We start from the raw sequence: 14,206 nt of genomic DNA, 5'->3' as shown, positions 1-14,206 counted from the left end.
TTTAAGAAAAGAAAATGAAAAGATTATATAAATATTCGCTGGGCTTAGTTGTAGTACTTTCGCTTAGCACCACTTCATGTAAAAAATTTTTAGATGAAGTAAATCCAGGGGCAACTACCTTAGAAACTGCTTATGGTAATAAATCTGGTTTCGAAGGTTTGATCAATACCATTTACGTAGACAATTATTTTTTCTATGGTAAGGTAGATTTTATCGGTCCATCTGAAATGGGTACAGACCTTTGGATTAATTATGCAGGTTCTGATATTGGTATCACCACCTACGACAATACTTTAACTACGGGCTTGGGTACCTTAAAAACCATTTGGGGAGGCTGTTATTCGGCCATTGGTTTAGCCAACACGGCGATAGAGTTTAGCACAAAAGTGAAAGGTTATAGCAGCCAGACAGAGATTGACACCAAGGTAGCTGAAGCTTATTTTTGGAGAGCTTGGGCTTATTTTAACTTGGTAGAGCAATTTGGTCCGGTTTATTTAACTACTAAATCTGCCGCTACAGAAGGTAATAACATTGCTCCGAAAAGAAGCACAGAGAAGGAAATTTACGATGTGATTATTTCAGATTTGAAATTCGCGACCGAGAAATTGCCATTAACTCAAGGTGCATTAAGAGGTCGTATTGCTAAAAAGGCGGCTTATGCATTGTTAGCGAAGGTATATCTTCAACGTACGCGTTTAGGAGAAGCTGCACAATATGGTGCTTTGGCTTTGGCAGCGGCCGAAGAGTTGATCAATAACCAAGCAAAATACAATTGCGCACTTTACACTAGTGATGCTACACGTTCAGGTTTTGCAAAAGCATTTGATTTAAAGAACAACAAAAGCAACACTGAGTTTTTGTTCTTACAGGCTATTGATGTAACTGGATTAAATCCTGAAGGTTTTAACAGAGGTCGTACTCGTCAGTATTACTTGCCAGATTTAGGTGGTAGAGGAGCAGATTGGGGAACAATTGAAACCACTGTGCTTTATGGCAGGTCGAATGCTAAACAATACAAACCAACCAAATATTTGTTGACTAGCATTTTCGATCCGAGGGAAACCACACCAGATACCAGGTTTGCGAATACCTTTACCTATAAGTTCTATGCTAGTGCTGATAAAGTAATTACGGCAGCTTTAGCTACTACTTATCAAAAGGATGCTTCTATTGTGGGTAAAACCATTTTGAGTACCAGACAGGCTTATACTGGTCCAGATTATTTCTTAGCAGCAGGCGGTACTTTTGAGGAAGAGAAAAACATGACCAATGATGTGGGTTTATCGGTGTTTACACCAAACTGGACTATACCTACTGCAACTAAAAAAGCAATGCCTTGTTTAGTTGCCGATCCAAGTGATTTATTTGATCCAGCAACCAATAATTACAAGTTGCCAGCATCTTTTCCTAATGAGCCAAGTTTGATCAACATCTTCCCAGCGTTCAAGAAATTCTCTGGAAAAATGTATGCGCAATCTAACCAGAATTGGTTAGGTGATATTCCAATTATCCGTTTGGGTGAAGTTTATTTAATTGCTGCAGAAGCTGCTTTGTTAGCTAACAACGATGCGTTAAAAGCGTCGACTTATGTTAATGTAATTCGTAAGCGTGCTGCCCTTACTTCTCGCGAAAGTGAAATGTTGGCAACTCCTGCAGAGATGAACGTAGCTTATATCTTAAAAGAACGTGGTCGTGAATTAGCAGGAGAGCATACTCGTTGGATTGATTTAAAAAGAACTGGAAATTTAAGCAAAACTTATTTCCAACAAACCAATCCAGCTATTGCAGCTAACTTTGATCCAGCAAAACATACACAACGTCCAATTCCACAATACTTTCTGGATGCGATTACCAATGCAGCAGAATTCGGAAATAACGGATACTAAGAGAAATATTAAAATTGCAAAAGCGTCATTCCTTTTTAGGGTGGCGCTTTTTTGTTGGGGAGAAGTGAGGGGGATAGGGAATAGGGAATAGGGAATAGGGAATAGGGGTGGTTCGAAAGTGGGGTAAAATGGAAGATGGAATGTAATTCCCCTCCTGGCGCAAGTCTTGTGTTTAGGGTAAAGCGATGGAGACTTGTGCCTTAGATTAATTCATAAACTTAACGATAGGCCCAAGTCGGCCTTAATCAATGCCCCTGGCTTTAAGACTTAAGCCAGTTATGGGATTTGTAGATTGTCGTTAGGCTTATGCCCTTCTGGCGCAAGTCTTGTGTTTAGGGTAAAGCGACGGAGACTTGTGCCTTAGATTAATTCATGAACTTAACGATAGGCCTAAGTCGGCCTCAATCAATGCCCCTGGCTTTAAGACTTGCGCAAGTTATGGGATTTGTAGATTGTTGTTAGGTATATGTACCCTTCTGGCGAAAGTCTTGTGTTTAGGGTAAAGCGACGGAGACTTGTGCCTTAGATTAATTCATGAACTTAATGACAGGCCCAAGTCGGCCCTAGCCAATGCCCCTGGCTTTAAGACTTGAGCCAGTTATGGGATTTGTAGATTGTTGTTAGGTCTATGTACCCTTCTGGCGCAAGTCTTTTGTTTAGGGTAAAGCGACGGAGACTTGTGCCTTAGATTAATTCATGAACTTAACGATAGGCCCAAGTCGGCCTTAATCAATGCCTCTGGCTTTAAGACTTGAGCCAGTTTGTGCAAGTCTTGTGTTTAGGGTAAAGCGACGGAGACTTGTGCCTTAGATTAATTCATGAACTTAATGACAGGCCCAAGTCGGCCTTAATCAATGCCCCTGGCTTTAAGACTTGAGCCAGTTATGTGTTATCATAGATTAATTATTGTATTTTGGTTTTCTGTTTTATAGATAAGTGATCTAACAGGCAAAATGAAAACACAAACACTTTGAAAATAAAAATTGAGAAATTAGGATATGCTGTTCCTGTAATCTTAGTTATGGCAATTGCGATTTATATGTTTTTAACCAGAAATGATATGTCTGGTTCAATGAAAAATGATCTAGAAGAGCAATTTGAAGGAAAAGTTGACAGCTTGTTTCAGGATGATCGAGATCATAATATAAAAAAAGCAGTAATTGGTAGTCGATACGTTTATTCAATGCCTCGGAAATGGGAAGGGATTATAGAAGTTGGCGACTCTCTTGTAAAAAAGAAAAATACCTTGGAATTGAGTGTCTATAGACAAGGGCAACTTAAGCGGGTGCTTAACTATCGAGATACCTACAAAAAGGAATAAGAAAATGAACAACAACATAAAGCTAATTGATTACCTCGTTGCAATAAGTTGGTTTTTATATTTTGTCACAGGCATTATGCTTGCGCCAAGGTGGGAGTTTTAAACTTAACGTTAGGCCCAAGTCGGCCTTAATCAATGCCCCTGGCCTTAAGACTTGCGCCAGTTGTTTGGAACTTTGCTTTGTTACAGGCCGCTGTTCCCTAAACCCGACATTAGTGGAAATCCTTTTTTGTTCTTGTATTTTAATGTTGAGTAACAAAAAAGATTTGAACGTTGGCGGGGCTGCAGACGCCATTAGCACTGCCCTTTCATTTTCAAGAAAAGCTAGATCTTGTTTAGTGGTTTTGTTATAAAGTTAACGATAGGATAGGCCCAAGTCGGCCTTAATCAATGCCCCTGGCTTTAAGACTTGAGCCAGTTTGTGCCTTAGATTAATTCATGAACTTAACGTTAGGCTCAAGTCGGTCCCAACCAATGCCCTTGGCTTTAAGACTTGCGCCAGTTATGGGTAAAGCGACGGAGACTTGTGCCTTAGATTAATTCATGAACTTAATGACAGGCCCAAGTCGACCCTAATCATTGCCCCTGGCTTTAAGACTTGAGCCAGTTTGATGATTTCTGTGTTTTATAAAAATAATATGATTAGGTATTTGTAATTTTAAGCCTTTAAAAAAAACATAAATGAGATCTCAATTAACCACTTTACTAGCCGATTTAAAGACAAACTCAATAACCTTTAGTCAAGTTATTGCATTTATAGAAAACTATTACCAACATCAACCTACTGCATTTAAAAATGGTGATGCTTATAACGAGACAACGCAGAATCAAGGCAGTGCAAAGGTGTTTGCTTTTGCTCAACTGAATGAGCTAAGCGAGGCTGATACACTTCTTTTATTTGCAGAACATTATCAAGCGGTGCTGGCTAGTCCAGAGGGAACAGATCATCAAAACATCAGGCAGTTCATGGCCAATGGATGGGATGGGATTTTGTTTGAAGGGGATGCTTTGGCAGTGAGGTAAGGGGGTGAGATGGGGAGTTGGTAAGTCGTGGAGTTGTTGAGTAGGAAAGACCGGAGGAAAGCTAAAAGACTAAAGCTGAAAGACCAAAGAATATCTACATTACTCAGTGCGCTCAGTGTTTAGGGAAAGCCTAAACACTAAAGCTGAAAGACCAAAGAAATAAAAACTAATTCCGCTCGGAAAAATATTCATATTTAATTTTGCCCGATATAAAACAAGATGTTCGATATCGGGCATTTTTTTGTTTTACATTTTATGTAACTGCTTGATATTCAATAATTAAATATTGGCATCGCTCTTGTAAAAGCTGATGTAAATATTATTTAAATGGACAAGCTCATTGAAGAAGAAGTTACTGCAAAAAAGAAGAAGAAAACTTATCTCCTGATTTTTATCTCACTGGTTATACTAGCCAGCAGCATTTGGTTAATCAGGTATTATTTTAAACCATCCTTAACCACTGCTGATATTACGACCGCCAAAGTTGAAACCGGTATCATTGAAAATACAATTAATGCCACAGGCGAGGTATTGCCTGAATTTGAAGAGGTTTTAACAAGTCCGATTAGTGCCTCTATAAAGGAGGTTTTGTTAGACGCAGGCAAAAAAGTAACAAAAGGGCAGTCTATTCTTACACTTGATAAATCTTTAAGTCAGACAGAATACGGAAAACTCCAATTTCAAATGGAATCAAAGGAGAATGAGATTCGTAAACTGAAACTAGACCTTGAAAAGAGCTTTTTTGATATCAAATCTAACAACAGCATTAAACAATTGCGCATCAGCAATTTTAAAGATGCGGTTTCGTCTGCCAAAAGATTGTTAAAAGCTGGTGGTGGCACAAAGGAAGATGTAGAACGTGCTGAGCTCGACCTGAAAGTAGCGGAACTAGAGAAACTACAATTAGAGAACGAGATCAAAAGCAAACAGCAAACCATGAAGATCGAGATCAGGGAAGCGGAGATTGCACTGGCCATACAACGCAACGACCTCGATGCCTTAAAGCGTAAGTTAGATTTAGCAAATGTAACGGCTACTAGGTCTGGTGTGGTTACCTGGGTTAATAAAAACATAGGCTCGAGCGTACACGAAGGTGATGCTTTGGTTAGGATAGCTGATTTAAGTGGATTTAAGGTGGCGGGTAGCATGTCTGATAACTTGCTCGACAAGATTCACAACAACATGACAGCTATCATTCGCATCGGCGATACGCAATTGCGTGGTAGTATTGTTAACATTTCTCCGGCCGTAAGCAATAGCATTGTTTCGTTTGATATTCAATTGAATCAAAAAGATAGCAAAGAGTTAAGGCCAAACCAAAAGGTAGATGTTTTTCTAGTCACCGATACCAGAAATGGCGTCTTAAGAATAGCTAACGGACCAGCATTTAATGGTTCTAACCTTCAAGAAGTTTTCGTTTTGAAAAATGGAAAAGCAGAACGGAGAACGGTTAAAACTGGGTTAAGCAATTTCGATTTCATAGAGATTATTAGCGGTTTAAAACTGGGAGAAGAAGTGATTACCTCAGATATGGCCGAGTATAAGAACACGCAAACCATCACCATAAATAATTAAGATGATGTTGAGGAAAATATTATTCACTAAGCTCTTGTTATTGACCACTTATGGTGCATTTGCTTTGGCCAAGGTAGATACCTTGAGGTTAACGTTGCCACAAGTAGTAGAAATGGCAAAATCTAATTCCATTTCGGCTAAACAGGCCATTACGGTAAAGGAAACAAAATACTGGGAATGGAGAACTTTTAAATCTAACTATCATCCTCAATTGGCTTTGGAAGGTGTATTGCCAGGTTATACCAAAACATATACCCAAGTACAACAACCCAATGGAACTATTCTTTTTCAGCCTATTCATTATGATAACTCTTCGTTAACCTTAAATTTTAGTCAGAGCATTGCCGCAACAGGTGGAACAGTTTATGGAACCACACAATTGCAACGTTTTGATGATTTCGACAGGAACAGTGTGCTCTATAATGGTATTCCTTATGGTATTGGTTATACACAGCCTTTGCTAAAGTTCAATAGCTTAAAATGGGACAAAAAGATAGAACCTTTAAAGTTTAACGAAAGTAAACAGGTTTTTATAGAAACGCAGGAAAAGATAGCCATCACAGTTACGGAGTATTTCTTCGACCTCTTGTTGGCACAAGTGAATTTAGACATTGCCGAAATCAATAATGCCAATACCAAGCGTATTTTAACAATAGCTGATACAAAATTTGAGTTGGGTAAAATCTCTAAGAATGAAATCCTGCAGTTGCAGTTAGAGGTACTGAACTCGCAAAAAGCAGTGGGGACTGCTAAAAGAGATGTAGAAATTGCTACTTTAAACCTACGCAGTTATGCAGGGATAGAAGGCGATGATAGGATTAAACTAGATGTACCTGCAATTGTAGCGCAGATGTCGGTGGCGGCAGATAAAGTATTGGCAGAAGCTTTTGAGAATAGATCAGATGCCATTGCCTTCATCAGACGTTTGGCCGAAGCCAAAAGAGATGTGGCCAAGGCGAAAGGAGAAAATGGTTTAACCGCTACTTTAAGAGCTAACCTTGGTTTTTCAAATGCGGCTACCAATGCTTTTGATATTTATCGTTCGCCAAAAAATCAACAATCGGTAGAGTTGCAACTTTCTATTCCCATAATGGATTGGGGGAGGTCTAAATCGAGAACTAAAACCGCACAAGCAAATGAACAATTCATCACCTATTCCGTAGAACAAGATAAACAAACTTTTAAGCAGCAAATCATCACACAGGTAACGCTTTTTAACATGATGAAAGAGCAAATTGGCTTAACCGATCAGGCAGAGAAAATTGCAGCAGAAAAATACAAAATAGCAGGTGAACGATATGTTTTAGGTAACCTGAGCATTACCGATCTCAGCATTGCTTTTCAGGAAAACGACAGGGCGAAAAGAGATTATATTTCATCACTACGCGATTTCTGGGCTGCCTATTATCAGCTCCGCTACCTTTCGCTTTACGACTTCGAAAAAAACAAAAAAATAACCTATTAACCAATCAAAATTATTAATTATACGATATGATACAGTTACAAAGTATTGAAAAAGTTTACAGGACCGATACGGTCGAAACCCTAGCCATTAACGGGGTTAATCTTTCTATTGCCAAGGGCGAATTTCTTTCTGTCATGGGGCCATCAGGTTGTGGTAAAAGTACCTTGCTTAATATCATTGGACTATTAGATGAGCCATCTAAAGGAAACATTAAAATAGATGATCAAGACATTAGTCGGTTTTCTGATCAGCAATTGGCCAAGTTCAGGAACCAAAAACTGGGCTTTATCTTTCAAAGCTATCACTTGATTAACGACCTAAGAGTTTTGGATAATGTAGAATTGCCATTGTTGTACCGCAACTCATCAGCAAAAGAACGCAAAATGTTGGCCACGGCTGCACTGGAGAAAGTAGGTTTAAGTAATCGTTTAAAACATTTTCCTACGCAGTTGTCTGGTGGTCAGCGCCAGCGTGTTGCCATTGCAAGGGCGATAGTGGGCAATCCGCAGATTATTTTAGCTGATGAGCCTACAGGAAATTTAGATAGTGCCATGGGTAATGAGATCATGGATATCTTGATCAACTTAAACAAAAACGAAGGTACTACCATTGTAATGGTTACCCACGATGAAAGTATGGCACACCGTACCCACAGATTGGTACGCCTGTTTGATGGTTCACAAGTTCAATAAATACAGCCATGTTAAAAAACTATTTTAAAATTGCCATTGCTGTGCTCAAGCGAAGAAAATTCTTCACTTTCATCAGCTTGTTCGGTATCAGCTTTACCCTTACCATTTTAATGGTGGCTACCGCTTTCATGGATAAAGTGATCAGTCCTGATTACCCAGATTACAAAAGAGAACGTTCCTTATATGTGGCAACAATGGAGTTTAAAAACACCAAGGAAGGTTGGTTAAACAGGAGTGATGTTTCTTATTATTTTTTCGACCATTATGTATCTACCTTAAAAACGATAGAGAAAATGGCTATTTCTACTAATGCAAAGGCATCGAATGCTTATGTAAACAATAAAAAGATTGTGATTAAGTATAAATATACCAATGCCGATTATTGGAATGTACTCGAATACAAATTCCTGGAAGGAAAACCTTTTGGGCAACAAGAAATAAACAATGCCGAAAAAGTGGCGGTCATTTCTGAAGAAACAAAAACAGCTTATTTCGGTGATGCGAAAACGGTAGTGGGTCAATACATTTCAGCAGATAATGTGAATTACAGGGTAATTGGGGTGGTAGAAAATGTATCAGAAACACTTTACAACTTTGCAGGCGATATGTATTTGCCTTATACCGTATCTAAAGAAAACTATAAAAGACCAGAGTTAATGGGCGGTTATAATGCTGTTCTTTTGGCAAAAAGCAAGGCTGATGTACCTAAAATGCAAAAGGAATTTGACCAGATGATGAAAAGAGTTCCCATACCGAAAGACTTTGACAAGGTATATAGCAATGCCGATTCATTTTTTGCCAGTATGACCAGAAGGATTGCTGGTGATGGAACTAACAATGGTTTAACTGTAGTTGTATCTATCTTAAGCGTATTTGTGCTGTTGTTTTTATTGCTGCCAACCATCAACTTGGTAAACATTAACATCACTAGAATTTTAGAGCGTTCCTCGGAAATAGGGGTGCGTAAAGCTTTTGGCGCTTCGTCTAAAACCTTGGTTTATCAATTCATCGTAGAAAACTTAATCCTTACTTTTTTGGGAGGATTTATTGGTCTGCTATTCTCTTTTCTGGCCATTTATCTCATTAATGACGCAAACTTGATTTCTAACATGCGCCTATCGATGAATTTCATGGTCTTGTTTTACAGCTTGATAGCCTGTATCTGTTTCGGTTTAATTTCGGGTGTTTATCCAGCTTGGAGAATGTCTAAGTTAAATATAGTAAAGGCACTAAAAGCACAATAAACCCAGCTAAAAAGATAAAATTATGTTTAAACACTTATTTAAATTAATATGGAACAAGAGAAAGCAAAACTTTCTGTTCCTTTCCGAAATCCTGGTTTCTTTTCTGGTGATATTCGCGGTTTTTTCCTTCCTTACTTATTACTACCAGAATTACAGTAAACCATTGGGGTTTGAATATAAAAAAGTATGGTCTATTAATTACGACAATGGCTTGTTGACTAAAAACAATGATTCCTTAGCCATATTTTACGATAACCTTTACAAATCCTTAAAAGCAATGCCTCAAATAGAAGAGGTAAGCTATACCGGCGGAAATTTTCCATACTCTAACAGCAACATGAGTACAGGGGTAAACTTTCATGGTAAAAAGTTTGATCATGTGAATAATTATATGGTTGGAAATGATTACAAAAAAGTATTAGATGTTAACCTAATAGAAGGAAGATGGTTTTTGCCTGAAGATGCGGTTACCAAAAATAAGTATGTTATTATTAATGAAACGCTGAAAAAGGAGATGTTTGGTAAAGAAACGGCGGTAGGAAAATTGATTGGCAATTACGATGACAAGGAAAAAATGAAAATTGTTGGCGTGGTACAAGATTTAAAAGCCAATGGCGATTTCTGGCCTGCTGGTAATGCAATGTTCAACCAATTAGATACAGGTTACTTAAAATACAATAGTTATATCCTCGTTAAAGTGCGTGAAAGTGCTGATGCTACTTTTGAAAGCGAGCTTTACAAGTTCATGGCAAACACCATGAAAAATTCAATAGAAATTGAGCACATGGATGAAATGCGTGACTCAAAAAATGAAGTTACAATTATCCCAATGGTTATTTTTATCATCATTGCCAGCTTTTTAATTATCAATGTTGCTTTAGGCTTATTTGGTGTTTTATGGTATAACATCAATAAACGAAAGGGAGAAATTGGTTTGCGCAGGGCGATTGGTGCCAGTGGGAATGCGGTGTCTTATCAGTTGGTAATGGAAGCGATGATTTTAGCCACCATGTCTTTAATTGTAGGTAGTTTTTTTGCGGTTCAGTTTCCACTGTTAAACGTATTTAATATTCCAGCAAGTGTGTATGTGATTGCCATATTGCTTTCTATATTGTTCATTTATTTATTGGTTTTTGCCTGTTCGTTATATCCGGGCAAACAAGCGGCGGGCATACATCCTGCAGTTGCATTACATGAAGAATAATTATATCTTAACTTTGTTATATGATACTGATCATTGATGATGATATTGCGGTAAGAACTTCACTTTCCTTGCTTTTAAAAGGAGCAGGGAATGAAGTGCTTACGGCTAGTAACGCCGCTGAGGCTTTTGAGCTAGTAAAAACTCAAAAGCCTCAGCTTGTTATTTTAGACCTCAACTTTTCTATCGATACATCTGGCATTGAAGGGATGGAATTACTTAAAAAAATCAGGGCCTTTAACACCACGCTTCCGGTTATTTTAATTACAGGTTGGGCAAGCATCGCCTTAGCGGTACAAGGAATGAAATTAGGTGCTAATGATTTTGTAAATAAACCTTGGGACAATACACACTTGCTGCAATCGGTAAATACCTTATTGCAATTGGATGCTGAAAAACCCTTAGCTAGAAATAGAAAAGAACTCGACAAAAAATACAACTTCAAACAAATTATTGGTCAGGATCCCAGCTTATTGGCTATTCTAGAGACTATCGGTAGGGTAGCTTCTACTGGTGCATCGGTATTAATTACAGGAGAGAGTGGTACGGGGAAGGAGCTCATTGCAGAAGCAATCCATGAAAATAGCAATCGCTCTGCTAAACCTTTTGTAAAGGTAAATTTGGGTGGTATTTCTTCTTCTCTATTTGAGAGTGAAATGTTTGGGCATGTTCGCGGTGCATTTACCGATGCTCGTTTTGATAGGATGGGTCGTTTTGAAATGGCCAATAAGGGGACTATCTTTTTAGATGAGATTGGCGATTTAGAAGCCTCAAGTCAGGTAAAACTGTTAAGGGTATTACAAGATAGAACCTATGAAGTACTGGGAAGCAGCAGGACAAAAACCGTAGATACAAGGGTAGTTTGTGCTACCAATAAAAACCTGAACGAAATGGTGGGTTTAGGAACATTTAGGGAAGATTTATTATATCGGATAAACCTGATTAGCATTCATTTGCCAGCATTAAGAGACCGAGCGGCTGATATTCCTTTGCTGGTTAATTTCTTCATAAGTAACATGAAAGAAATTTATAATCGACCGTCTTTATCCGTATCTCCACCAGCCATGCGTTGGTTACAAGCTTTGCCCTTACCAGGAAACATTAGGCAATTAAAAAATTTGGTAGAACGTACGGTGTTGATCAGTTCGAATGACGAATTAAGTATTGATGATTTCCAATCGCAGTTAAACCTATCTCCATTAAAAAATGACAAGGTTAAATTGCCTGGTGTCGGTACCATGACGTTAGATCAAATGGAAGCCGAAATGGTTAAACAAGCTATGAACTTTCATAAAAATAGAATTACCAAAGCAGCAGCTTCCTTGGGCATTACAAGAAATGCACTTTATCGTCGTTTAGAGAAATATCAAATTCCTTTCAATGAAACTGAAGAGTAAATACATTCTCTTTTTGGTTATTCTTCACTTGGTTTGCTTGGTGATGAGTTACTTCATCTTTGAGCATAACAAGTTGTTGTTCATGCTGGTAGAGGTGGTCATCATTATCTCAGTATTGATATCTCTTAATTTATACAAACAATTAATTGCCCCATTAACTTATTTAACACAGGGCATTGCAGCCATAAAGGATAAAGATTTTAATGTTAAGTTTCTAGCTACTGGAAAAAAAGAGGTGGATGAACTCATCGATGTTTACAATAAAATGATTGATGAGTTGAGAACGGAAAGGACCAGGCAACAAGAACAACATTTTTTTCTAGAAAAACTGATACAAACTTCTCCCACAGGGATTATTGTGTTAGATTATGATAAACAAATTAAACAGATCAATCCGAAGGCAAGAGAGATATTACAGGCTATTCCGGGTTTACTAGACAATCATGTTTACGAAATGAAAACTGGTAGCGCTAAAATGTTAAGGGCTAACGGACTACAAACCTTTAAAATCCAGAAATCTAAATTTATTGATACTGGGTTTGAGCGAATCTTTATCATGATAGAAGAGGTGACAGCAGAAATCTTTGAAGCAGAAAAGAATGTGTACAGCAAGGTAATCAGGATGATGGCCCATGAGGTTAACAATACCGTTGGACCTGTAAACTCTATCATCAATTCTGCCTTGTCTCATCAGTCGCTTTGGATAAACGAAGCAGATGCCATGCTCAAGAATGCGATGTTGGTTGCTGTGGATAGAAACCAAAACTTAAATGTATTCATGCGCAACTTTGCTGATTTGGTTAAGTTGCCCCAAGCTAACCTCAAAAAGATTGATTTGACAACGTTACTTAAATCTGTAGCAGAGCTGATGTATTTTCCTGCCAATGAGAAAAACATAAATTTTGAGCTTGATTTGCCTATTAGTTTCATTATTGCTGCGGATGTTGAACAAATGGAGCAAGCGTTAATCAATATTGTTAAAAATGCAATTGAATCTATCGATAGTAAAGGTGTCATTAAAATCAACCTTGATCCGATAAAACGAAATCTCACCATTGCAGATAATGGTAAAGGCATCTCTGAGGAAAATACAGAGCAATTATTTAGTCCGTTTTTTAGCACTAAAAAAGATGGACAGGGTATAGGCTTAACGCTAGTTCGCGAGATTCTCTTGAATCATGGATTTGATTTCTCTTTAAAAACGATTGCCGTTAATGATACGAGGTTTACGATTGAGATGGGGATGTGAGTTGTGGAGATGTTGAGTTGGGAAGTCCGAAAGAAAGCTAAAAGACTAAAGAATATCTACATTACCCAATGTTCTCTGTGGAAACTCAGTGCTCTCGGTGTTAAAATTAATCGTTAATAGCGGTTACTCTTCAATATTTGCTTGGTCGCTAATGTTTTTTACTACACCATCTAATTTTGTGGCGGCGTTATTAAGTAGTTTGATAATTTCTAGTTGTTCGTTGTCAGGTAGTCCATCCTTGTTAAGCAATTGAATTAAACCTAAAATATTGGATAGAGGTGCACGAACTTCATGAGATTGTAACCAAGATATTTTTTTTAATTGCTCATTTTGCTTTTCTATCATCTGCGTATGCTTTTGCTGCGTGGTAATGTCAACAAAATAAACAGATAGACCATCTTTTTTCGGGTATATGCTGATGGATGCCCAAACGCCAAGTGGTGCAAGAAGTGTTTCGAAATGGCTACTTACCTTTTGTTGCATGGCACGCTCAAACTCCGCATAAATAGCTGATTCTTTAACATCTGGAAAAAATTCCCAGATGTTCCTACCAATCAAATCTTCTCTTTTACAGGCTAATATCCGCTCTGCTTCCTTGTTGATATAGGTAACCTCCCATTTTTCATTCATCGCATAAAATCCATCGGTAATACTTTCCAGAATGTCTTCTATTTCTGCATTCTTTTCTAAAAGCTCTTTCTGTGCCTCTACCTTCTGATCAATATCTATGGCCATTACAAATTGAGCTTTTCTCCCTTTATAAATTGTACCATGCGCATAAATGTGTACAAAAAAAGTTTCACCATTTTTCCTGAGGTGTTTCCAGTTACCAAAATCATAGTAGGTATGATGAAAATCTTGGATGGCTACTTTTAAAGAATTAACCTCCTCTTTTGGCCTTATTTGAGTGGCAAGAAGGGTAAGGAATTCGGCTTTCTCATAGCCATATTGAACTAAGGCAGCCTTGTTTACTTCTAAAAATTCTAATGATTGCAAATCAAAAATATACATCGGAACAGGACTTTCTTCAATGATTTTATGGTAGTTGCCATAAGTGTAAACATCATCCTCATTTTGAGGGAGAAGAGGTTCGTTCATATTGAGCTGCTTGGGATTTGGAATTGAATTTAGGAAAAAAAAATGAAAGAGAAAT

General features: G+C 37.9%; 11 protein-coding genes. 10 read left to right on the top strand and 1 reads right to left on the bottom strand.

Features of this window, described 5'->3' with window-relative positions:
• The first annotated feature begins 14 nt into the window (after window positions 1-14).
• From R2Q59_RS07645 to R2Q59_RS07600, 10 genes are all read left to right on the top strand, one after another.
• Complete coding sequence (locus R2Q59_RS07645; RefSeq protein ID WP_316784901.1) at window positions 15-1,886, top strand: RagB/SusD family nutrient uptake outer membrane protein; 1,872 nt, start codon at window positions 15-17, stop codon at window positions 1,884-1,886.
• A gap of 970 nt (window positions 1,887-2,856) precedes the next feature.
• On the top strand, window positions 2,857-3,207 hold the full coding sequence (locus tag R2Q59_RS07640) for a hypothetical protein (protein ID WP_316784899.1): 351 nt from the start codon (window positions 2,857-2,859) through the stop codon (window positions 3,205-3,207).
• Between the two features lie 681 nt (window positions 3,208-3,888).
• On the top strand, window positions 3,889-4,230 hold the full coding sequence (locus tag R2Q59_RS07635; RefSeq protein WP_316784898.1) for a HopJ type III effector protein: 342 nt from the start codon (window positions 3,889-3,891) through the stop codon (window positions 4,228-4,230).
• 327 nt (window positions 4,231-4,557) lie between these two features.
• Entirely contained in the window at window positions 4,558-5,805 is a 1,248-nt protein-coding gene (locus R2Q59_RS07630) for an efflux RND transporter periplasmic adaptor subunit (RefSeq protein ID WP_316784896.1), read from the top strand.
• A gap of 1 nt (window position 5,806) precedes the next feature.
• Window positions 5,807-7,270 (top strand): TolC family protein, encoded by a 1,464-nt coding sequence (locus tag R2Q59_RS07625; protein WP_316784894.1) that lies wholly within the window; start codon window positions 5,807-5,809, stop codon window positions 7,268-7,270.
• Window positions 7,271-7,296: 26 nt separating this feature from the next.
• On the top strand, window positions 7,297-7,962 hold the full coding sequence (locus tag R2Q59_RS07620; RefSeq protein WP_316767535.1) for an ABC transporter ATP-binding protein: 666 nt from the start codon (window positions 7,297-7,299) through the stop codon (window positions 7,960-7,962).
• Between the two features lie 8 nt (window positions 7,963-7,970).
• Window positions 7,971-9,206 carry an ABC transporter permease gene (locus tag R2Q59_RS07615; RefSeq protein WP_316784891.1) on the top strand — a complete coding sequence of 412 codons (1,236 nt, stop codon included), beginning with the start codon at window positions 7,971-7,973 and terminating at the stop codon, window positions 9,204-9,206.
• Between the two features lie 22 nt (window positions 9,207-9,228).
• Window positions 9,229-10,410, top strand: coding sequence for an ABC transporter permease (locus R2Q59_RS07610; protein ID WP_316784890.1), 1,182 nt, complete (start codon window positions 9,229-9,231; stop codon window positions 10,408-10,410).
• 20 nt (window positions 10,411-10,430) lie between these two features.
• Window positions 10,431-11,804 carry a sigma-54 dependent transcriptional regulator gene (locus tag R2Q59_RS07605; RefSeq protein ID WP_316784889.1) on the top strand — a complete coding sequence of 458 codons (1,374 nt, stop codon included), beginning with the start codon at window positions 10,431-10,433 and terminating at the stop codon, window positions 11,802-11,804.
• Window positions 11,788-13,053 carry a sensor histidine kinase gene (locus R2Q59_RS07600; RefSeq protein ID WP_316784888.1) on the top strand — a complete coding sequence of 422 codons (1,266 nt, stop codon included), beginning with the start codon at window positions 11,788-11,790 and terminating at the stop codon, window positions 13,051-13,053. Before R2Q59_RS07605 ends, R2Q59_RS07600 begins: the two co-directional genes overlap by 17 nt.
• Before the next feature lie 123 nt (window positions 13,054-13,176).
• On the opposite strand, the gene R2Q59_RS07595 is transcribed toward R2Q59_RS07600, so the two are convergent.
• Window positions 13,177-14,151 carry a PAS domain S-box protein gene (locus tag R2Q59_RS07595; RefSeq protein WP_316784886.1) on the bottom strand — a complete coding sequence of 325 codons (975 nt, stop codon included), beginning with the start codon at window positions 14,149-14,151 and terminating at the stop codon, window positions 13,177-13,179.
• Window positions 14,152-14,206 lie beyond the last annotated feature (55 nt).

Origin of the sequence: Pedobacter frigiditerrae (assembly GCF_032678705.1) — a bacterium.
GTDB lineage: Bacteria > Bacteroidota > Bacteroidia > Sphingobacteriales > Sphingobacteriaceae > Pedobacter > Pedobacter frigiditerrae_A.
This window is presented reverse-complemented; position numbering and strand designations above follow the sequence as displayed.

Excerpts from the sequence above, each read along its gene's own strand:
- R2Q59_RS07630 (WP_316784896.1), top strand. The coding sequence starts at position 4,558 with ATGGACAAGCTCATTGAAGAAGAAGTTACTGCAAAAAAGAAGAAGAAA.
- R2Q59_RS07605 (WP_316784889.1), top strand. The coding sequence starts at position 10,431 with ATGATACTGATCATTGATGATGATATTGCGGTAAGAACTTCACTTTCC.
- R2Q59_RS07610 (WP_316784890.1), top strand. The coding sequence starts at position 9,229 with ATGTTTAAACACTTATTTAAATTAATATGGAACAAGAGAAAGCAAAAC.
- R2Q59_RS07625 (WP_316784894.1), top strand. The coding sequence starts at position 5,807 with ATGATGTTGAGGAAAATATTATTCACTAAGCTCTTGTTATTGACCACT.
- R2Q59_RS07635 (WP_316784898.1), top strand. The coding sequence starts at position 3,889 with ATGAGATCTCAATTAACCACTTTACTAGCCGATTTAAAGACAAACTCA.
- R2Q59_RS07595 (WP_316784886.1), bottom strand. The coding sequence starts at position 14,151 with ATGAACGAACCTCTTCTCCCTCAAAATGAGGATGATGTTTACACTTAT.
- R2Q59_RS07615 (WP_316784891.1), top strand. The coding sequence starts at position 7,971 with ATGTTAAAAAACTATTTTAAAATTGCCATTGCTGTGCTCAAGCGAAGA.
- R2Q59_RS07600 (WP_316784888.1), top strand. The coding sequence starts at position 11,788 with ATGAAACTGAAGAGTAAATACATTCTCTTTTTGGTTATTCTTCACTTG.
- R2Q59_RS07620 (WP_316767535.1), top strand. The coding sequence starts at position 7,297 with ATGATACAGTTACAAAGTATTGAAAAAGTTTACAGGACCGATACGGTC.
- R2Q59_RS07645 (WP_316784901.1), top strand. The coding sequence starts at position 15 with ATGAAAAGATTATATAAATATTCGCTGGGCTTAGTTGTAGTACTTTCG.